The sequence below is a fragment of the Pirellulales bacterium genome, assembly GCA_019694455.1.
Classification (GTDB): Bacteria; Planctomycetota; Planctomycetia; order Pirellulales; family JAEUIK01; genus JAIBBY01.
Genome location: JAIBBY010000011.1, coordinates 16,616 through 36,731 on the forward strand (window position 1 = coordinate 16,616; position 20,116 = coordinate 36,731).

At 62.1% G+C, this 20,116-nt stretch carries 20 protein-coding genes; 9 read left to right on the top strand and 11 right to left on the bottom strand.

Going from position 1 to position 20,116, the window contains the following annotated elements; translation table 11 throughout:
- Positions 1–34: 34 nt before the first annotated feature.
- The 3 genes from K1X71_06500 to K1X71_06510 all read right to left on the bottom strand — a co-directional run bounded on the left by K1X71_06500 (position 35) and on the right by K1X71_06510 (position 3,105).
- Positions 35–751 carry a (Fe-S)-binding protein gene (locus K1X71_06500; GenBank protein ID MBX7072782.1) on the bottom strand — a complete coding sequence of 239 codons (717 nt, stop codon included), beginning with the start codon at positions 749–751 and terminating at the stop codon, positions 35–37.
- Positions 752–835: 84 nt separating this feature from the next.
- Positions 836–2,698, bottom strand: coding sequence for an ABC transporter permease (locus K1X71_06505; GenBank protein ID MBX7072783.1), 1,863 nt, complete (start codon positions 2,696–2,698; stop codon positions 836–838).
- A 116-nt stretch (positions 2,699–2,814) separates the two neighbouring features.
- Positions 2,815–3,105, bottom strand: a complete 291-nt coding sequence (locus K1X71_06510) for a hypothetical protein (GenBank protein ID MBX7072784.1) — start codon at positions 3,103–3,105, stop codon at positions 2,815–2,817.
- Between the two features lie 191 nt (positions 3,106–3,296).
- Here K1X71_06510 and K1X71_06515 point away from each other — a divergent pair, with 191 nt between their 5' ends.
- Positions 3,297–4,640 (top strand): amidase, encoded by a 1,344-nt coding sequence (locus tag K1X71_06515; GenBank protein ID MBX7072785.1) that lies wholly within the window; start codon positions 3,297–3,299, stop codon positions 4,638–4,640.
- Positions 4,641–4,649: 9 nt separating this feature from the next.
- Here the strand turns inward: K1X71_06515 and K1X71_06520 are convergent, their stop codons facing one another.
- Positions 4,650–5,285, bottom strand: coding sequence for a hypothetical protein (locus K1X71_06520; protein MBX7072786.1), 636 nt, complete (start codon positions 5,283–5,285; stop codon positions 4,650–4,652).
- 154 nt (positions 5,286–5,439) lie between these two features.
- Positions 5,440–5,937 carry a hypothetical protein gene (locus tag K1X71_06525; GenBank protein ID MBX7072787.1) on the bottom strand — a complete coding sequence of 166 codons (498 nt, stop codon included), beginning with the start codon at positions 5,935–5,937 and terminating at the stop codon, positions 5,440–5,442.
- 122 nt (positions 5,938–6,059) lie between these two features.
- Between K1X71_06525 and K1X71_06530 the strand changes: the two genes are divergently transcribed.
- Positions 6,060–7,277 carry a hypothetical protein gene (locus K1X71_06530; GenBank protein ID MBX7072788.1) on the top strand — a complete coding sequence of 406 codons (1,218 nt, stop codon included), beginning with the start codon at positions 6,060–6,062 and terminating at the stop codon, positions 7,275–7,277.
- A 99-nt stretch (positions 7,278–7,376) separates the two neighbouring features.
- Here the strand turns inward: K1X71_06530 and K1X71_06535 are convergent, their stop codons facing one another.
- The 3 genes from K1X71_06535 to K1X71_06545 all read right to left on the bottom strand — a co-directional run bounded on the left by K1X71_06535 (position 7,377) and on the right by K1X71_06545 (position 10,555).
- On the bottom strand, positions 7,377–8,183 hold the full coding sequence (locus tag K1X71_06535; GenBank protein ID MBX7072789.1) for an imidazole glycerol phosphate synthase subunit HisF: 807 nt from the start codon (positions 8,181–8,183) through the stop codon (positions 7,377–7,379).
- 2 nt (positions 8,184–8,185) lie between these two features.
- The gene (gene hisH, locus K1X71_06540) at positions 8,186–8,803 is read right to left on the bottom strand and encodes an imidazole glycerol phosphate synthase subunit HisH (GenBank protein MBX7072790.1); all 618 of its coding nucleotides are present in this window, start codon (positions 8,801–8,803) and stop codon (positions 8,186–8,188) included.
- A gap of 87 nt (positions 8,804–8,890) precedes the next feature.
- On the bottom strand, positions 8,891–10,555 hold the full coding sequence (locus K1X71_06545) for an alginate export family protein (protein ID MBX7072791.1): 1,665 nt from the start codon (positions 10,553–10,555) through the stop codon (positions 8,891–8,893).
- 294 nt (positions 10,556–10,849) lie between these two features.
- On the opposite strand from K1X71_06545, the gene K1X71_06550 reads away from it, so the two are divergent.
- Positions 10,850–11,260 (top strand): iron-sulfur cluster assembly scaffold protein, encoded by a 411-nt coding sequence (locus K1X71_06550; protein MBX7072792.1) that lies wholly within the window; start codon positions 10,850–10,852, stop codon positions 11,258–11,260.
- A gap of 168 nt (positions 11,261–11,428) precedes the next feature.
- On the top strand, positions 11,429–12,553 hold the full coding sequence (locus tag K1X71_06555; GenBank protein MBX7072793.1) for an aminotransferase class I/II-fold pyridoxal phosphate-dependent enzyme: 1,125 nt from the start codon (positions 11,429–11,431) through the stop codon (positions 12,551–12,553).
- A 16-nt stretch (positions 12,554–12,569) separates the two neighbouring features.
- Here K1X71_06555 and K1X71_06560 read toward each other — a convergent pair whose 3' ends face one another.
- Entirely contained in the window at positions 12,570–14,129 is a 1,560-nt protein-coding gene (locus K1X71_06560) for a hypothetical protein (GenBank protein ID MBX7072794.1), read from the bottom strand.
- A gap of 309 nt (positions 14,130–14,438) precedes the next feature.
- On the opposite strand from K1X71_06560, the gene K1X71_06565 reads away from it, so the two are divergent.
- From K1X71_06565 to K1X71_06580, 4 genes are all read left to right on the top strand, one after another.
- Positions 14,439–15,725 carry a beta-ketoacyl-[acyl-carrier-protein] synthase family protein gene (locus K1X71_06565; protein MBX7072795.1) on the top strand — a complete coding sequence of 429 codons (1,287 nt, stop codon included), beginning with the start codon at positions 14,439–14,441 and terminating at the stop codon, positions 15,723–15,725.
- 128 nt (positions 15,726–15,853) lie between these two features.
- Positions 15,854–16,300, top strand: a complete 447-nt coding sequence (locus K1X71_06570; protein ID MBX7072796.1) for a YkgJ family cysteine cluster protein — start codon at positions 15,854–15,856, stop codon at positions 16,298–16,300.
- Between the two features lie 5 nt (positions 16,301–16,305).
- Positions 16,306–17,640, top strand: coding sequence for a histidine--tRNA ligase (hisS, locus tag K1X71_06575; protein ID MBX7072797.1), 1,335 nt, complete (start codon positions 16,306–16,308; stop codon positions 17,638–17,640).
- A 68-nt stretch (positions 17,641–17,708) separates the two neighbouring features.
- On the top strand, positions 17,709–18,212 hold the full coding sequence (locus tag K1X71_06580; protein MBX7072798.1) for an HYExAFE family protein: 504 nt from the start codon (positions 17,709–17,711) through the stop codon (positions 18,210–18,212).
- Positions 18,213–18,516: 304 nt separating this feature from the next.
- Here the strand turns inward: K1X71_06580 and K1X71_06585 are convergent, their stop codons facing one another.
- Positions 18,517–18,702: a hypothetical protein gene (locus tag K1X71_06585; GenBank protein ID MBX7072799.1), complete on the bottom strand. Its 186-nt coding sequence runs from the start codon at positions 18,700–18,702 to the stop codon at positions 18,517–18,519.
- 224 nt (positions 18,703–18,926) lie between these two features.
- Here K1X71_06585 and K1X71_06590 point away from each other — a divergent pair, with 224 nt between their 5' ends.
- Entirely contained in the window at positions 18,927–19,193 is a 267-nt protein-coding gene (locus K1X71_06590; protein MBX7072800.1) for a hypothetical protein, read from the top strand.
- Positions 19,194–19,214: 21 nt separating this feature from the next.
- On the opposite strand, the gene K1X71_06595 is transcribed toward K1X71_06590, so the two are convergent.
- Positions 19,215–20,099 carry a phosphoribosylaminoimidazolesuccinocarboxamide synthase gene (locus K1X71_06595; protein ID MBX7072801.1) on the bottom strand — a complete coding sequence of 295 codons (885 nt, stop codon included), beginning with the start codon at positions 20,097–20,099 and terminating at the stop codon, positions 19,215–19,217.
- Positions 20,100–20,116 lie beyond the last annotated feature (17 nt).

Genomic DNA, 20,116 nt, shown 5'->3' on the forward strand with positions numbered 1-20,116 from the left:
GAGGGCCGAGCGTTCCCGCGACTCTCCGCGCGAATTAGCGGCGATCGAGCAGTTCCGCCAAATGCAGCACCTCGATCTTGGCGCCTTGCCGTCGCAGCCGACCGCCAATGTTCATCAGGCAGCCCGCGTCGGTGGCCACCACCACCTCGGCCTGCGTGGCCAGCGTGCAGCGCGTCTTGTCGTCTACCATCGCCGTGGAGATATGTGGGTAGCGCACCGCGAACGAGCCGCCAAATCCGCAGCACTGGTCCATGTGCTCCATCGGCACGTACGTGGCGCCCTCCACATGCTCGATCAACCGAATCGCCTCGTTCACCAGCCCTAACCCTCGCAAGTGGCAGGCGTAGTGATAGGTGACGCGCCCGGCGAACCTCGCCCCCACGTCGAGCACTCCCAGTTGATTTACCAGAAAATCAGAAAACTCAAACGTTCGCGCCGCCAGCGCGTCGATCTCCGTGCGCAGCGAGGTTCCAGGCTCGAACAAGTGCGGATACTCCACCTTCACCATCGCCGCGCAGGAACCCGAAGGGGTCACCACCGGCGCTTCGTCGGCGAAGGCGCGCAGCGTATGCTCCGCCTGCTGACGGGCAGCATCAGCAAGTCCGCTATTGTAGAGCGGTTGGCCGCAGCACGTTTGCGCGGCGGGAAACGTCACCTCATGTCCCAATCGGCGCAACAAGCGCACAGTCGCCTGCGCCGCCGCGGGGCGCAACACATCGCTCAAACAGGTGACCATGAGCTGAACTTTCATCGCGGCATTGTAGTCGCGCCCCCGCGCTCCACCAATGCGGCCGGCGATTGGTCGCGCTAGGCATCACGCGCTAGCCATCACACATTACGGCTCCGCTGGCGGAGCATGAGCGGAACCCTCCGCCGGTTCGTCGTCGAGCGCGGCAATGTCGATGACTACGGCGAGCGCAGGCGACTGCTCCGAGAGTCTCGGGCGCCAGCGAGTGGTGCTATCCGTGACCCGCCCCACCAGCGCATCGAAGCCAAGGGTTGATCTTTGCAACAATGCGAACGTGGCCACAAGGTACGCCGCATTGCCCACCAGATATGAGGACATGAAGCCAACTGACTCGATTTCGAACAAATCACTGCCGTTGTAACGGAGCAGCGACGGCAGCGTGCTCGGCAGTCCCAGCAAATACGGTCCGCACGGCGTGAATACGTGTGGCCAGACGAAATTGGCCAAGTGGCTGGGCCCCGTGCCAATAAACTGACTGAAGAAGATACCGCCGCAGCAGCAAGTGACAAAGGGGAGATAGGCGCCCCCAAGCAGCACCAGCGTGCCGAGCGTGGCGCCGAGGGCGCGCGTCGAATTCTGACACCACAACGAAAACCATGTCCCCAGCGCTGCGGCGAACGCCACCAGCGCCGTCAACGAGAACAGAGTTGGCGGAATGGCGATAAAGTATTCGGGCGTGAGCGCCAGCGTCATGATCCACAGCGCTGCCAAGAGAAACAACAGCGGCAACGCGACGCTCATGGCGCCGGCGCACTTGCTCAACACAATCTCGCGAGGCGTGAGGGTCGTGCTGACCAGCGTCAACCAGGTGTCGCGCTCTTTCTCGGCGGTCACGCAGGTCGCCGCCCGCGCGCCGACCCCGAGCACTGTCAGGCTGCAAGCAATCACGGCAATCGTGATCGCGTACGGCTCAAAATCTTTGGGGTCGTGGATCAGCGCTTGCAAGAATGCCCATAGGGTGAAGCCTGCAAGACTGGCAAATAACAAGAAAAACAAGAGGCGCCCTGCCCAGCCGAGTCGGTTGCCCATCCGCTCGGCGTACAGTTCCTTCCAGAGCATCGGGCTATCCCCCACCGCGCGCCGCTTAGCGCGTGCCGACGGCCCCTTAACGCCCGCCGAAGACTTGCGCAGATGCACGCGCCGCACGGCCCACGGCGCTGCCACCAGACACACGGCCGCCAGCACCGCGTGATCGCGGAGCATCGGTCCGAGCAACTCCCAAAATCCCACTCGCCCAGTCGCACCCATCAGTTGTGCAAGCACATAGAATGGATTGGCGTTAAATACCGTTTCCGCTGTACTGGCGAGCCAATTCAAGAAATATTGCGCCCAAGCGGGATACTGCCACATCCCGCCACTGAGCATCAAATTCAAGAACGCGGGCACGAGCAGCAAAATTAACAGCGCCACATAACAGCGGACGACCGCCTGCCGCGCCTTGGGCGACCACACCGACACGGCCACCGCCAGCGCGGTGACCGCCACCAGCGTGCTGAGGGTGATCAACAGCACTGCCAACAAGCGGTCGATGCCCACCCCCCCCATCCACATCGCCAGCGAGAGAATTGGCGGCCCCACCAGCAGAAAGGCGACCGATCGCAGCAAAGCCGCCATGAACTTGCCAAACACGATCTCCCAGTTCGATAGATCGGTGGCGAACAGATACTCGATGGTGCGGCGCTCTCGTTCGCTGGCAATGGCGCCTGCCGCCAGCGCCGGCGCGATCATCACCACGCCCAACAGTTGCAAAGTGGCGAACGTGCTAAAATAGGCGCTTGCGGCCATGGCCGATTCTTGCACCGTGCCACGCCGCCGCGGGCGCCAATACTCGGAGTACACCATGCACAGCGCCGCCAGCAACAACAAGCCGTAGCCGATACGCAATGAAAAGTTGCGCCGCCGCCTGCTGCTAGTGATGATTTCGGCCGTGAAGACTGGCCCAAAGATCATATTGCTTGCTGGCCGAGAGCCTCGGGTACGCGTCAAGGAGCACCAGAATAGCGAAGCCGCGCAGCAAGAAACAGCGTTATTAGCGGCAAGGTTAGCCCGCAAATCTTGGTGGCCTGTCAAGCCGTACGCGCTACTCGACTCACGGCGGGCGCCACATGCACCATCGTCACACTGCGGTCAGGTCGCGTATGGACCGTCAATCGCTCGCCGGCGCCAACGAGAAAGCTGGAAATCACGCTCATCGAGTTCGCCAGCGCGTGCTCATTGAGTCGCCGTTCCTCGGCGGTCGAGTCTCCCCAATCACCCGCCCGGTGCCGTTGCAGCAGGTCGTTGATCGTCAGTCCCGACGCTTCGAGCAGTTCCTCTGCGCGCCGCGTGACAACGATTTGGCCCAAGGGAAAATTCATTCGCTAGGGTCCCCAGTGGCGCCGATCTCGGCCCTGAAAGCCGGCGCTCGTTTCCGGATTCTCATAAGATTGGCCAAGATTTGCAAGAATTTTTGCGGTAACTTCTGCATCCAGCTGGCATGGCGCGCAGCGCACCGTACATACCCGTCGTATTCCCGGGTCGTTTCAATCTCCCTAGAAATTCGTGTCGCATGCGCGAAAATTGGAACCTTGCTCAGGCCGCCAGCGCGCTGCGCGCAGGGCGATTGACCGCCAGCGACTTGCTGGAACAGTGCTTGGCGCGCATCGATCAATGGGAAGAGCAAGTGCGAGCTTGGGTCCTGGTCGCACGCGACGACGCGCGCCGACAAGCTCGCGAAGCCGATCTGGCCGCGGCCCAGGGGCGCTGGCTCGGGCCGCTGCACGGCATACCGATTGGCATCAAGGATTTGATCGATGTCGAGGGCTGGCCCACCCGGGCCGGTTCGCTCTTGACCACCGATCGCCCGGCCGCGGCCGACGCGCTGCTAGTGGCGCGGTTGCGCGCGGCCGGCGCCATTCTCGTCGGTAAGACCGTCACCACCGAATTTGCGTCGTTCGACCCACCGCCGACCCGCAATCCTTGGAATCTTGAATGTACCCCCGGCGGATCATCCAGCGGCTCGGCGGCGGCCGTGGCGCTCGGCATGTGCCTGGCGGCAATCGGTTCGCAGACCGGCGGCTCGATCACTCGCCCCGCCAGCTACTGCGGCATCGCGGGCTGCAAACCAACCTTTCAGCTAATTAGCGATGCTGGCGTCGTACCGCTCACCTATCACCTCGATCATCCCGGCCCGCTGGCGCGCCGTGTCGAAGACCTGGCAATCTTGCTGCAAGTGCTGGCCGATCCATCCGCCGTCAATAACTTAGCTCCAATGCAAGCGCCTGCCTATGCGTCGCTGTTGAATGCCGGCTATCCGCCGCGACTAGGGACCGTCGCGGATTTCTTCCACGAGCGGTCTTCCCCCGCGGTACGACAGGCTACCGCGACCGCGATACAGCGACTCGCCGCGGCGGGAGCCACCATCCAACCGTTGCCGCTGCCAGCCGGCTTCGACGAAGTCCACACCATGCACCGCCGCATCATGGCGGTGGAGGCCGCGCACCTCCATCGCGATCTGTTCGCCAAGCGACGCGAACAGTATGGCGCGCAGATCACCACGCTGCTGGATGAAGGTCTGGCGATCGAAACCGGCGAATATGTCGCGGCGATCGAACATCAAAAGCGCTTCTGCCACGCCGTCCACGATTCATTGCAGGAGGTCGATGCGATCCTGCTGCCGGCCACCTGCGACACCGCGCCGCGCGACTTGTCCACAACCGGCGACCCGGTGTTCAACTCGCCGTGGAGCTACGCCGGCGTTCCGGCTGTATCTATTCCCTGCTCACTGGCCGATAACGGCCTGCCGGTCGCGGTGCAATTGATTGGTCCCAACTTGGGCGAAGCGCAAACCCTCGCCGTCGCGGCGTGGTGCGAAAGCGTGTTCGACTTTAGCGCCTCGCCTTCGCTCGCATGACTGGCGAGCCTAGGACTCGCTGGGGCGCTCGATCACCAGCGCCACCTGAAAGCGACCGTGCGGATCGGTCGATTTGATCGTGCTGATCGAATGGATCCGCAGTTCGCTGACCACCTCACGATCCTCCTTCACCTGATACAGGTGCAAATGCGGATCGGGCGTCGCTGTGCGTACGAACCCAAACTGCGACGAAAGCAATGCCACCAACATGCGCGTGTCGCCGGTTGTCCCTTTGAAGGCGATGCGCTGCACGCGCTGGTCCGGGTTGAAGTAATACGTCAACGAGCCCGCCAGATCGCTCTCCTTGGTGCCAGTGACCAGCGCCACGCGATAACCTTGCAGGTCAAGCGTGGCCAATCGAGTCGTCACGCGCGGCCAGCGGGCAAGCACCCAGCCAGTCGTAACATCAAAGCGAAAGACCTCACCCAGATGGGTCACTGGTTGCCCCTCCGGGCGGGTGACCGGATGGCTGGCGTTCGGCGCCGAACCAGCGGCGGAGAGTCCGGCTGCCGCGGCGGTGCTCGTTGCCGCCGGCTTTTCCACGGCCGAATTGGCCCACTTGCGCAAGCCGCTGTCGGGGCTAGTCACATAGGGCAGGCCGATCGCCGCCGCGAGCCCCAAGCCCAATAATCCTGGTCGACCCATTCCGATCTCGCTCCGCGCGGACGCGATGAATAGCACGGCCCGTCATCGAACAGTATCGGCGCGCGGAGACTTGTCAGATTGATCGTCCGTCGCCCCGACGGCGCAGTCTTCGCGCTCGTCACAACCAATCCACAGAGATGCGGAGAAAACGTCGCTATCGCAAGAAACGAACCAGCGACTTCAACCGGGCAGAAAGTCGAGCGGCAAGCGGCGCCCGTGGTTCTCCCCGTCCACACTCCACGCGGCGCACCGGCGGTTGCAAGGTGGAAGCGGCCAACAGATCGGGTGTGGCGCCTAAAATACCGGCGGCATATTCATGGTCGTCGAGGTACAAATGACGCTCATGAGCCAGATCGATCCCCCACGACTGGAGCATATGCTCCGCCTTTTCCAGTGGGTAAAGCCGTGCCAAGCGTCGCAGATAAATGCGAAAGTCGTCATCGGCCAATGCGGCGTCAAAGCTAGCCCAATGCCCCACCAGATGTGCCGGATTGTGCGTGAGAATGAGCTGTCGGCAGTATTGGGCGATTTGATCCAGATTGCGGCCCAGCGCGATCACGCCCGCCAATACCAGTAGTTTGTCACGAACCAGCGGTCGCCGGCGGCGATGGCTCGCCTGCGCCAAGTGCAGATAGATGGCCAATTCGTTCATGAATGCCGTCGGCAGTCGACCTGGGGTGTTGAGACAACCACGCCTGTACTTCATCATTGGCATTCACTGGCCAAGTTCAAGTGAATTTTCGCCCAGCCATCCGCTTTCTCCACGACACGCTCTTGACCGCTCGCGCACCAATCGCAGATATCGACGACATTCAGTGGCTGATTTCGCCAGAGGTGGGGGAGTTGCTCGCGCAACTGGCCACTTCGCCTGATGGCGAATTGGCGCAGTCGCGCCGATTGCGTGCGACACTTGGGCCCGCGCGTGCTCGCCTGGCGCTTGCGCAAGTCGATCTCCGCCACCGCGCGAGAGACAAATTCCCCCTTGCTGCGCAAATGTACTTCACTCGCATCGCTTTGGAACAAGCGACCGACCACGCCATCGCGGCCTATAAGGCCGGGCGTTTTCCCAACGATCAACCAATCGTCGACCTGTGCTGCGGCGTGGGTGGCGATCTGCTGGCACTAGCGGCGCGCGGCCCCACGGTCGGCGTCGACAGCGACGCGGCCGTGCGTCTCTTGTCGCAAGAGAATTTGCGGGTCGCTGGTCACGAGGGACGCGGCGAGTCGATCCTTGCCGATGTGACCACGCGCGATTGGCGAGAATTCGCCGCCTGGCATATCGATCCTGATCGCCGTGCCGCCAGCGGTCGCCGCACCACCCAAGTCGATCAGTTTCAGCCCAATGCCGAATGGATGGACCGGCTCTTGGAGGAACAACCCGCCGGCGCCATCAAACTGGCCCCGGCCAGCCAGCCGCCGACACATTGGCAGTCAGCGGCCGAGTTGGAATGGATCAGCCGCGGCGGCGAATGTCGCCAATTGGTGGCCTGGTTCGGCTCGCTTGCGAGAGACTCCGGCTCACGCCGGGCGACCCAGGTCTCCATTTCTGGGGAAGCGACTGCCTCGCTATCTGGCGCCCCACGCGAGATTTGCTCGGTCGCCAGCCATTTGAGTGGCTATCTGCATGAACCCGACGCTGCGGTGATCGCCAGCCAACTCGTGGGAGCGCTGGCCAACCAGCACCAGCTTGCCGCGATCGCCCCTGGCGCCATCTATCTGACCAGCGACTCGCCCCTCGCTGGCGCCCTGTGCGCCAGTTTCCAAATCATCGCCGACGTCCCGTTTCGCGAGCGTGCCGTCATCGAACTGGTTCGTGCCCAACACTGGAGCGAAATCGAAATCAAACAGCGCGGAGTGGAAATCCATCCCGAAAAACTGCGCCGGCGATTGCCGTTGCAAGGCGACGGACGTGGCACGTTGTTCGTCACGCGCAAGGGGCAGCAGGTCGTCGCCATCCTCGCGCGCCGCGTGCCGTCGAGCGAGACTCTTTGAACATCCGCGCCGTCGACCAGGGTTACCGTATTGACTTGGCGGCCAAAGCCACCGATCCGACTTTCACGGTGATCCGGGAATTTCGGGCCTCGTTGCGCTTCACTCCTTAGTCGGGGCCTCAATATTCTTCCAGCGCACCAAGTCGCTACCGATCGCGCCGGCCAGCGCCTCGTCGTTGGGATAGGTGATGAGCACGGTGCGACGCCGGCCATAGAATAGGAAAAACGCGCCGGCGGCCACGGCCGCGGCGTGCCCCTCGTGGATCGCCGCGGCAAAGTGCTGAACCTTTCCCGCCCCGCCCAGCGCGATGAGCGGAATCTTCACTGCGTCGGCCACCCGTCGTATTAACTCAATGTCGTAGCCGCTCATCGTGCCGTCGCGATCAATGGAATTGAGCAATATCTCGCCCGCTCCCAACTCCTCGAACTCCAGCGCCAAGTCGAGTGGATCGCGTCCCGTGCCGCGCGTTCCTCCATGCGTAAAGGCTTCGTACTGTCCATCCGCGCGCCGGCGGGCGTCGATCGAAGCGACCATACATTGCCGACCGAAGCGCTCGGCGCCCTCGCGAAAAATCTCGGGCCGCTCCACGCCATAGGTGTTGATGGCAATCCGGTCGGCGCCCGCTTGCAACAGTTTCCAAGCCTCGTCGCACGAGCGCACTCCTCCCCCCACGGTCAGCGGCATGCAGGTCTCTTCGGCGATTTGCGCGATGATCTCGCGGATCGGTCCACGTCCCTGTCCAGTGGCCTGGATGTCGAGCAAGATCAACTCGTCCACATGGTGCGCGTTGAAGACGCGAGCGGCATTGATTGGGCTGCCGACGTAGACATGATCTTTGAACTGGATGCTCTTTTCGATGCCCCACTCGCGGAGGAGCAAACAAGGAATGACGCGCGTCTTGAGCATGCCTACTCGCGATAGTCGAGAAAATTGCGGATCAATTGCGCGCCCAATTCGTGGCTTTTTTCCGGATGAAACTGAAAGCCAAACACATGCTCGCGCTGCACCGCCGATGTGAACTCTCCGCCAAAATTGGTGGTAGCCAACACATCGGCGGGATCTTCGCATACCACATGATAAGAATGCGCAAAGTAAAAACACGCTCCACTCGGCACTTGTCGCACAATGGCGTGCGGCCGCGCCAGTCGCACTTCGTTCCAGCCCATGTGCGGCACCTTGAGCGCGCTGTCGGCGGGCGGCGCGAAACGGCGCGTCTCCGCGTCGATCCAACCAAAACCCGGCGCGTCCCCCTCTTCGCTGCGGCGCGAAAACATCTGCATTCCCAGGCAAATGCCGAGAATCGGGGTCCGCTGTTGGACCACTTTACGCTCGAGCGCTTCAGCCACCCTCGTTTCGCGCAGGCGGTTCATCCCATCCGCCAGCGAGCCAACGCCCGGCAAGACGATCCGTTCTGCGGCTAGCACGTCGGCCGGCTGGCAAGACACGGTGATCTCGGCGCCCAGCCGGCGAAACGCGGTGGCCACCGACAGCAAATTGCCCGATCCGTAATCGATGATGGTGATCACAAAACGCCCTGGTTTCGCGCGCGACAGGTAGGCGGGCCCACTATACGCCGCGCGGCAAACCAGCGTCAAACCAGCAGCCTGCTCGTATCACCAGCGCAATTGATGCTGCACATAGAGCAACTCCGGCGACACATCGGGTCCGGTGTTGCGAATGTAATTGCCCGCGAACAGCTTGCTGTAGCCGATCAAGATGTCCTGGTGCGCGGTGAGATGAAAGTTGACGATCAAATCAAGCTCGTCCCCCACATCGGTGCCGGCCGATCCGTCGGGAGAGACGCGCTGCCCGACGCCCCCCGCATTGAACAGCGGCGAACGCGCCTCGGCCAAGTGAAAGTTGTGATACTGCGCGATAAAGCAAATCCAATTGGCCGGGAAGGTGACAAATTGCATATTGAAATCTTGAATGTTCTGACGCGCGATCAGATCGAGCCAGCCCAGGTAGTAATGCCCGAATGGGTACAACTGTTGAAAGGTGCCGAACTTGCTCCCCTGCCCGGGATTGGTGTCGCCCGATGCGTAGTCGTAATAGACCCACAACTGCGGCATCATCCGCAGGTCTTTGAAACAGTACGCTCCGCCCGTTGTGACCGCTCCCGCCTGCAATTGCTGATTGGCGTATTTACCAATCTGAAACATCCCTTCCAGGTCGTAGAGCCAGGTGTTGTCGATATCCCCGACGGCGCGCGATCCCAACGTCGTGACATTGACTCCTCCCACCGCGCCCCCTTGTCCTTGCGCGACGGGATTGTCGTTGTCCAGGTTCAACGCGTAAAAATCCCAAAAACGCCCTGGCTTGCTGCGATACGTGCTCCAAAACCCCGAGAAGTTTTGATTTTCGTCGGGCGAGTCGAAGTTCGAGGGGTCGGGCGGAACCGGTTGGACCCAAAAGCCGGTCATGTCCCAATTTTCCCCCTGCCGGAAGGCCCGCACCCCTTGAAAGGTCCGCAACGTATTGGCCCAATCGAGGTTTGACACCAGACGCTGCGATCCCAAGAAAAGCTCTTGCCGACCACCGCGAACGTAAACCGGCTTGTCTTCCCACTCCATCACCTTCACGTCGACAAACAGGTCGAGCAGATCGGATCGGTTCACGTCGATCGGCAGCGGGGTCAACTCGTGGCCAAAGTGCTGCGCGTCGATGTACTGCACGAAGACGCCGAAGTCATCGTAGTAGTACATCGACCCATAGGCCATTGTGCGAATCTGCTCATAGCTGTTGTTGATCTGAGTCAGTCGCGAGTCGACTTCGTTCATGTAGCGATCGCGAAACTCGCCACCCGTCGAGAAGATCCAGCCATCGCCGATCCGACGGCGTTTGAGTCCGTCCGACCACATGTGGTAGGTGTTCTTAGGATCGTCGAGATAGCGAAAATCGAGATCGTAAAAGGGCTGAGCCTTGAGGCTGATGCGGCCCCACGGAAACGGCGGCGCCTTCTCGCGGTAGTTGCCCGTCAGCCAATCGGCCGCCGAGTAATAGCCGGGGCCGGTCGGAAAGTTAATGAAGTGGCCCAGCCGCGGAAAGATAAACGTTGGCGGCGAGTTGGCGAATGGTCCCTTGGGCGGCGCCGCTGGTTTGGGCGGCGGCTTGACGCCTGCGGCTGGCGCTGGCTGCTGCTGAGCAGCGGCCGTCAGGACAAGATTATTTGCCGGGCGGCTAACGTCGAAATCGTCCAGCAGCTTCTCACTCTCGGCGCCCCACGACGCGGCGGCAAACCATCCCCCTGCCAGCGCCGTCCAAAATATCCGTCTCATATCACCGCGGCCTTGCTTGACCGTTCACTGCATTGAAATGAGGCCGCAGGCGGACATATTTCGACCTGCAACTCTCATTGCTAGCTTTCGACCAGGGCGCGCCGTGTGTTTTATTGGCATTCGTACAATGCAACGAAATTTCATAATGCGCGGTCAAATTCGACGGTTTGGGCCGACGCCATTTGCCCAGGCGGCAAAGTAGGCCAGGCGACGCTGGCCTCTGCCAATGGAGGCAAACGCCCGCGCCAGCTAGAATACGACCACAAGCACATTTGCGACCCAAGGGCCAATTGCATGGTCGACGACGACCTATATCAGCAGCGCATACTCGAGCACTACGAAAATCCGCGGCATTGTGGCAATTGCCCGCATGCGACGCATCGTTTTGAAGACGACAATCCGCTCTGCGGCGATCATATCGCCATCGAGCTGGAAATCTCCCCCGATGGTCGCGTGTGCGATGCCTGCTTCCACGGCGATGGCTGCTGCGTGAGCCAGGCCGCGGCGTCGATGCTGCTAGAACATCTGTACGGCAAGCCTGTGGAAGAGGCGGCTCGCTTCGCCGCCACCGACATGCTGACGCTCTTCGGCCCCCGCCTGACCCCCACGCGGCAACGCTGCTGCTTGCTGGCCTGGCGCGTGTTCAAAACCGCGCTAGCCTCCCCCTGTGGCGCCGCCGCCGATCGCGGCCACTCGTGCAGCTAGCGCCCGGCGCAGCACTTTCCAGGGGGCGAAAAGAACCTTGCCCTAGCGTCACTTGTCTTGGCCGTTGGTTGCCGGCGACCGTCCCTTGGCAATCTCGCACGCGGCGGCATACGATGCCCCTGATCGCTGCCTCCCCCCTGCCCTGCCGCTACCATTTGGACCAACCACATGCCCCCTGCCCTGCCCCGCTCCTGGATCGCCGATCGGATGCGCACGTTCGATAGCTCGGGCATCCGCCGCGTATTCGAACTGGCGGGCAAGCTCCAAGACCCGATCAATCTATCGATTGGCCAGCCCGACTTTGATGTGCCGCGCGAAATTCAGGACGCGGCGATCGACGCCATTCGCAATCGGCGCAATGCCTATTCGCCAACGCAAGGCATTGCGCCGCTTTGCCAGGAGTTGCAACATCGTGTCGACGCCGACCTACGGCACGTGGATCGCAATGTATTCGTCACCAGCGGCACCAGCGGCGGCCTGGTGGTGGCGATGCTCACGTTGGTTAACCCGGGTGACGAAGTCATCGTCTTCGATCCGTTCTTTGTGATGTATCAACCGCTGGTGAACCTCGTCGGCGGCACGCCGATACTCGTAGACACCTACCCTGATTTTCGCATCAACCTCGATCGCGTCGCAGCGGCAATCACCTCTCGGACCAAGTTGATTCTGTTCAACAGCCCCGCCAATCCGACTGGCGTAGTGGCGACGGCGTCGGAAACACAAGGACTGGCGGAACTCGCGGCCGAACGCGGCATCGCGCTGGTGAGTGACGAAATCTATCGCGAGTTTTGCTACGACGGGGCGTTCGTTTCTCCCGCGCGCTGGAACGATCAGACGATCGTCATCGACGGCTTTTCCAAGAGCCATGCCATGACCGGCTGGCGACTGGGATTTGCCCACGGACCATCCGCTGTGATCGACGAGATGATCAAACTGCAACAATACACCTTCGTATGCGCGCCGCAGCCAGTGCAATGGGCGGGAATCAAAGCGCTCGAAATGCGGCTCGAAGCCGAACTAGCGCAGTACCGAGCCAAACGCGATTTCATGTACACCGGACTGAAAGACGACTTCGACCTGGTTCGCCCCGGTGGCGCGTTCTATATGTTTCCGCGCGCCCCACATGGTTCGGCAACCGAGTTCGTCACACGCGCCATCGAGGCGGGCGTGCTCGTCATTCCCGGCAACGTCTTCAGCCGGCAAGACACGCATTTTCGTTTGTCGTACGCCGCTGACCAGCGCACGCTCGAGCGCGGAGTCGAGGCGCTCTGTCGGCTGGCGCGGCGCGGTTGACCGGCCGCACGGCGCCTCATTCGCCCGAGGGTTTGGCGTCCTTCACGACAAAGTCGATCGACGACTGCCCGATCTTTTCGCCCTGCGCGTCCTCGATCGTCAGCTTGAGGGTATACGCGCCGTCGTACAAACGCTGCGGCATGGCAAACTGGTAGCGAATGAAAAAGTCGCGACGACGATTCCGGCACAGATCCTCGGTGGCCCCAAAGTCGCGCTGGTCCACCTGCTGCCCGCTTTTGTCAAAGATCTGATAGCGACTGTTGAGCTTTGTCTTGAATCCGTCGGGCAAGAGCTCGCTCTTGAAATTCTCCACTTCGGCGTAGAGCAGCACCTCCTGTCCCGGCCGAAACTCGTATTTCTCGAACGGTTTCGATACACCAAAGCTGGCCACTTCGGTGCAGAAGGAGAGATTGCGCACGACCAGCGTGGCGGTCTCACGCAGTCGAGCGGCAGCGTCCCCCAGATGCAGCGCGGCCTCGGCGGCGCGGCGATCGGTGTCGGGAATTCGCTCTTCGTCCAGCAGCGCGCACAGGCCATACAACTCCTTCGACCAAAACTCTTGCTCGGCCGGTTCGGCCCCCGGCAGCGAACGTAGCGCGTCTTCGCGCTGGCCGGCCATTAGCCACAGTAGCCGTTGATACACTTCGCGCTGCCGCTGACCAAGCTCCGTTCCCTCCGCCTCCGATTGTAGTTCGATCGCCAAATCGCGCAGGCGGTCCTTCCATCCACTGGCGGCGCGGTGCGCCGCCGCGGGGCGCTCGAACGAGGCCGCCGCCACCGCATTGCCGGTCGGATCGGCTTCCCCGGCGCCAGTCGTGTACGATGACGCGGCGATCGGATTGGCGCGCGATTCGCCTTTGCTCATGCCGCTGGCTCGCGCCACGTCCATCGGCGCCGGCTCTTCAGTATTGGGTAATGGTCGCGGTTCATCGGTAGCTGTCTGCTCTGGATCGGCAGCGGCGGTTGGCCGCTCTCCTCGACGCGGCGCCAATTTGGCGCTATGTCGCTCAGAATTGAGTTCCTCACTCGCTTCGCGCTGCGCTAACGCAGAATGGGAAGTGCGGCGCGCGGCGCGCGGTCCGGCGGCCTCCTCTACCTCGCGACTGGCCTCGCCATCCACAGTGGCGGCGACCGCTTTCGCTTCGGCGCGTTGCTCACCGCGCGATTGATCAGCAGCGGCAGCCCGAACTAGCGCCAGCATCTGCTGCCGCAGCGCGGGATCGGTGCGCTGGAGGTCGGCGGCCAGCCGAGTTTGTTCCGCTGCGCTGAGCGTGCCCAAAGCCTCGATTTCCGCCAGTAGTTCGTCGGCCGCTGCGTCGTTCGATGGCTCACGTGCCGCCTGCGCCGATTGCCCCTTCGCGACCGCTTGCAGCGCATCTTGTAACACCCCATCAGCGCTCTGCGCTGAATCTACTGACGACGACTCGGCGGCATCGCTCGGGGCGCGAGCCGGTCGAAACGCCGCCGTCGGCACCGCGCTGAGCTTCGGCTGTGGCGGCGCCGCGCAACCGGCCAGCACGCTCGCTGCAAACAGTGCTGCAAGGCATCGTGGCCTGGTCGTTACGCGTGGCGTCATGCCAAAACCGTTTCAGGGGCCGCCTTAGGGAGGTCCGCGCCAGGTGACGCTGGCCTTTGGTGGGGCGGCGGAGAATACGAGAACACCGGGGGTCCGACAAGCCGAATGGCGCCATTCAGCGGCTCGGCCGTTTGACCCTGCGTCAAAAACGAGCGAAGATAGGCAACCCGGGCGAAGTTAACCGGGACGCCCCAAGTCGTGACGTAGGCACGACGCCGCTAAATCCCCTAACTACCGCCGTTCCCTAAGGCTGGCGGCGGCGAGCGCCGATTTGGCATCGCAGGTCCCCCCATACCGGTGTCAATGGAAATGCCCCACCTCGTCGATCACTCCCGCTCAGCCGATGTGGTGATTACCGGCGTTGGCGTGGTGAGCCCCATTGGCGTGGGCCGGCAAGCGTTTTGGAACGCGCTCTTGGCCGGGCAAAGCGGGATCGATTGGATCTCGCAATTCGACACTGCGGAATTTCCGGTGCGCATCGCCGGCGAAGTTCGCGATTTCGACGCCAAGGAGTACGTGCGACCACGCAAGAACCTCAAGATCATGTCGCGCTGCGCGCAATTCGCGGTCGCCTCCGTCGAACTGGCCTGCGTGGATGCGCATTTCGAGTCGGGAGCGGTCGATCCCGATCGGTACGGCGTCGTCTTTGGCGCCGATCGAATTCGCAACAGCCTGGAAGAAATCGCCGACGCCTACCGCAGTTGCATGGAGAGCGCCCAGTTCGATTTTCAGCGCTGGGGTCAAGATGGCGCGGCCGCCATGTATCCGCTGAGCATGCTTAAGAACCTTCCCAATATGTTGGCGTCCCACATCTCCATCGCCAAGGACGCGCGCGGGCCCAACAACACCGTCTGCAGCGCCGAGGCTTCCGGCCTGCTCGCCATTGGCGAGGCGGCGGCGGTGATTGCCCGTGGCGCCGCCGATGTGATGATTGCAGGCAGCTCCGCGTCGCGCATGCACCCCTACGATTGGGTGCGCAGTTGCCTCTATGACCAACTGAGCCGGCGCTGCGACCCGCCGGCGTCGGCGGCACGACCCTTTGACTTGGCGCGCGATGGCCAGGTGCGCGGCGAAGGCGCCGCGGCGGTGATCCTTGAAAGTCGCGCGCATGCCGAGCGACGCGGCGCCCCGGTGCTGGCGCGCATTGCCGGCTGGGGATCGAGCTTTGACAACGGGCAAAATGGATCGACGCACTGCTCAAAGGGCATCATGCGCTCCGTCGCGGCCGCGCTCCGCGGGGCACAACTCAAGCCGACCGATGTGGGACATGTCGGCGCACATGGGCTAGGCACCCCCAACGACGACCGCCGTGAGGCTCGCGCCCTGGCCGAAGTTTTGCCAAAATCGCGGGTCTTCGCCCCCAAAAGCTATTTCGGCAATCTAGGCGCCGGCAGCGGCGCGGTCGAGTTTGCGGCGAATTTGCTGGCGCTGGTCGAAGGGATCGTGCCGCGGACGCTGAACTGCGACCAGCTTGATCCCGCTTGCCCTATTCAACTGGTCCGCGACGAGCCGGCAAGCTGCGTTAAGCGCGCATGCGTCTCGGTGAACACCACTGCCGGTGGACAGTCGGCGGCGGTCGCGTTTACGACCGCCTAGCTGTGCGCGGTCGTGGTGAGCGCTGTGTGATGTTGGCCGCTGGTCAGTCTGCGCGCCGTTTGCTACTCTGATGCTCCGCGCGACGCCAGCGTCGCGCTCTGGCCCAATCCTATTCATGACCATCGCGCATGGCGATCGCCGAAATCAAGAAAATTCGACGTGAAGATCTAGCGCCGGGCGAGGTGCTCTGCGCCCATTGCACCGCCAAGTGCTGCCGCTACTTCGCGCTGCCGATCGAAACGCCCACTACCTGGCAGGACTTCGACTTCATTCGCTGGTACTTGCTGCACGGGCAGGTCTCGGTGTTCATCGAAGACGAAAACTGGTACCTGGTCGTTCACAATTGCTGCGATCATTTGCAAGCGGACCAGCGCTGCGGCATCTACGACACCCGTCCGCAAATCTGTCGCGAATACTCGACCGACGCCTGCGAATTCGAGGACGATTGGGTGTACGAGCGATATTTCGAAACCCCACAGCAAGTTTATGAGTTTGCCGAAGCCGTGCTGGGGCCACCTCCTGGCAGTGGTTTTCGCACTCCCCGCCCCGACCTGTTGCCCATTCTCGCCTCGTGACCACACTGCGCCGCATCGAACCTCGCACGCTCAAGGGCTTTCGCGACTACAAGCCCGACGCCATGATGCCGCGCGAGCGGCTCATGGAAACGGCGCGGCGCGTCTACCGTTCCTACGGCTTTAGCCCCATCGACACGCCGGCGCTGGAATACCTCGAAATCCTCACTGGCAAGGGGAGCGACGAAACCGACAAGCAACTTTACAAGTTCCAGGATCATGGCGGCCGCTCGGTGGCGCTGCGGTTCGACCTCACCGTGCCGTTCGCCCGCTTCGCGGCGCAGCACATCGGCGAACTCGGCACGCCATTCAAACGCTATCACATCGCGCCGGTGTGGCGCGGCGAAAACACGCAACGCGGCCGCTACCGCGAGTTCATGCAATGCGATTTCGACACCATCGGCACGCGCTCGCTGGCATCCGATGTCGAAACGGCCCTGGTGATTCACGATCTCCTGCTCGCCATCGGCTTCGCCGATTTCACAATACGCATCAATAACCGCCAGGTGCTCAACGGCCTGCTCGAACGACTCCAGTTGGCCGATCAGGCTACTCCCATTTTGCGGGCGCTCGACAAGCTGCACAAAATCGGCGCCGATCAGGTGGCCACGGAAATCAAAGCCACCGCCGGCGCCACCGCCGACCAGGCCCGCGATGTGCTCAAACTCGCCAACTTGACCGGCCCCAACGATCAAGTGCTCGCGCAATTGCGACCATTGGTGGCGGGCAGTCTCGTTGGAGAAGAAGGTCTTGAGCGCTTGAGCGGCGTGCTCACAGCCGCCCGCGCCGCCGGTGTCCCCGAAGCGCGGCTTGTGCTCGACGTTTCCATCGCCCGCGGTCTCGACTACTACACCGGCACGATCTTCGAAACCTTTCTCGACGCCTTGCCCGCGATTGGCAGCGTCTGCTCCGGCGGCCGCTACGACAACCTCGCCGGACTGTACACCTCGCAATCCTTGCCCGGCATTGGCGCATCGCTCGGACTGGATCGTCTGTTGGCCGCCATGGAAGAATTGGGGCAGATCGATCGCGTGGCAACGCCGGCGCCTGTGCTGCTCGCGTACTTTGTCGAGTCGCGACTGGCCGACTATGTGCGTCTGGCGTCGCAGTTGCGCGCAGCGGGTATAGGCGTCGAGCTTTATCCCGACGCCAAAAAGATCGGCCAGCAACTGAAATACGCCGATCGCCGCGGCTTTTTGATCGCGATCATCGCGGGCGACGACGAGTTCAACGCGCGCCAGTGCCAGATCAAGAATCTGGCGACCGGCATCAGCGTCACCGCGCCGCTCGATCCCGACGCACACGGCGTGGTGGCCGCGATTCGCCAAATGCTCGGCGGCTAGCGCGTATCGAGATATACTGCCGCACGATGCAGCGACCCCGGCGGCAATCACCACGGCACGGGCGGCCGATGACCAAACGCGACAATCATTACGAAGCGGCATTCGAAGAGTACTTGCGCGCGCGCCAACAACCTTATGTGGCCGTCGACGAGTCGCGCCGCAGCTTGGTCGCCGAGTCGTCGCTCAAGAGCGTCGATTTCATCGTCTCTTCCGCGTCCGGCGACAGTTGGCTCGTCGATGTAAAGGGGCGCCGCTTTCCCTCGGGAGAGCAAAAACAATACTGGCGCAACTGGTCCACGCGCGACGATCTCGACAGTCTCGCCTCCTGGGAGCAATTGTTCGGCGAACGTTTCGGAGGGCTTTTTGTTTTTGCCTACGATGTGGTTGGCGATCGCGCTCCTTTGCCCGCCGAGCGATTGTTTGAATTTCGCGGCAGCCTGTACGCCTTTCTTGGCATCCGGCGCCGCGATTACGCGCAACATGCGCGACCCATCTCCCCCGCCTGGGACACCGTTGCCATGCCGGCCGAGACCTTTCGCCGCCTAGCCGCTCCGTTCGATAGTTTCTTGTAGGTCTTCATCCTGCCGGGCAGTCACAGCGCTGGCGTGCCTGCAAAATATCGCGCGCGGCCAGCAGTCATTCGCGCGCCAAGGCCATAAGAAAGGTTGCGCTGCCCCATCGGCCGGCTGCCCAGAATGGCGCCAGCGCAAAAAAGAAGCCGCCTGGCGGGGCAGGACCAGGCGGCTCGATGTTTGTCTCCCGCTAAGCAGGAGACAGGTATCAATATGCCGATGGCCCTGTGACTCGTCAACTATTTTGACATGAAATCTTTTTGTCATTCGTTGGCGCCAAGCGAGCCCAACGTGACGCCGACTGCTAAACACTCGCCAGCAAGCCAATGGCCAGCAAATCACTTTCGCTCGCGCAACTCTCCCATCCGCCGACTCGGTTCGCGGCCGCGGACTCTTCCCAGAGTTCTGGCGACTTCGCTCGCAACTCGAGCAACACGTCGCTCAATGCCCACACACCGCACGAATCGTCGCCACGCAGCGGATTGACCATGTTGGGTTATCCTTTCAGGGAGAGTCGCATCAGTGAACGCATTTATACTATCCATCAACTGTACGCATGTCAACATTCTGCGGTTCACTTTGCCGATTCGGATTGAATTGCCGCCCCGCCAGCCGTCGCCACTTGGACAACAATCTTGTCCCTTCCTGGCGTTCGCGCTACGATTGATAGCAGACGGCAATAGCGGACAGCCGCGTGAAACAAGGACTGTAAAAATGACTTCCCACATCGACGCCGATTTTTGGCAATGGGGAGAAATGCTGCCGGTGGCATGGTCGCGCGCTGCGCTCACGCCGGCCGAGCAGCAAGAGCTAGATCACGTCATCGCCTTGTGGCGGCAATGGTCAACCGAACACGACGACGCGACAGCTCGCATGTTGAAGCCCGGCGAAAGTCTGCACCATCTGGAAGACACGCTCGACCAGCTCGACCAAATTCGCTTTGAGGCGCTGGCGCGCTTGCCAGGTCAGATGCCCCGCTAGCAGGTCGTCCGCCAAATTGAGCTAGCCAAACTTCTGCTCAGTGAGCCGCTCAAACGCCTCGATGTATTTGGCCCGCGTCGCCGTCACGATCTCTGCTGGCAATTCTGGGGGCACGCTGTTCTTGTCCCAGCCGCTGGTTTCCAGCCAATCGCGGACAAATTGCTTGTCAAACGACGCCTGTCCTCGTCCCGGCGCGTAGCTGTCCGCCGGCCAGTAGCGCGAACTGTCTGGCGTGAGCACTTCGTCGACCAGGATCAGCCGATCGTCGACCCGTCCCCACTCGAATTTGGTATCGGCCAACAAGATACCCCGTTGCCGCGCGTAGTCCGCGCCGCGGCGATACACCTCCAGACTCCGCTCGCGCAATTCGCTGGCGACATCGCCGCCCACCTGGGCGCTCATTTGCGAGAAGCTGATGTTCTCGTCATGTCCGCTCTCCGCCTTGGTCGCGGGCGTGAAGATCGGCTCTGCCAGGCGATCGCTCTCGCGCAATCCCGGTGGCAGCGGCAAGCCGCACACTGTCGCCGATTGCCGGTATTCCTTCCACCCCGAGCCGGCCAAATAGCCGCGCACCACGCATTCGATCGGCACGACCTCGGCCTTGCGCACCAACATTCCTCGGCCCGCAACCAGGTCTCGGTCCACGCTGTCGGGCAGCGGCGCATTGGCCATGTCGGCCGTTATCAAGTGATTCGGCTCCCCCAGCCGAGCGAACCAAAACAGGCTCATTTGGGTAAGCACGCGTCCCTTGTCTGGGATGCCCGTCGGCAATATCCAGTCGAATGCGCTGATCCGATCGGTGCTGACAATCAACAACCGATCCCCCAGGTCGTACACGTCGCGCACCTTGCCGCGGCGCACCGGCAAGCCGGCAAAATGGGTTTCGAGCACCACACCTTGGGACATGGAGTTACCTCTGGGCC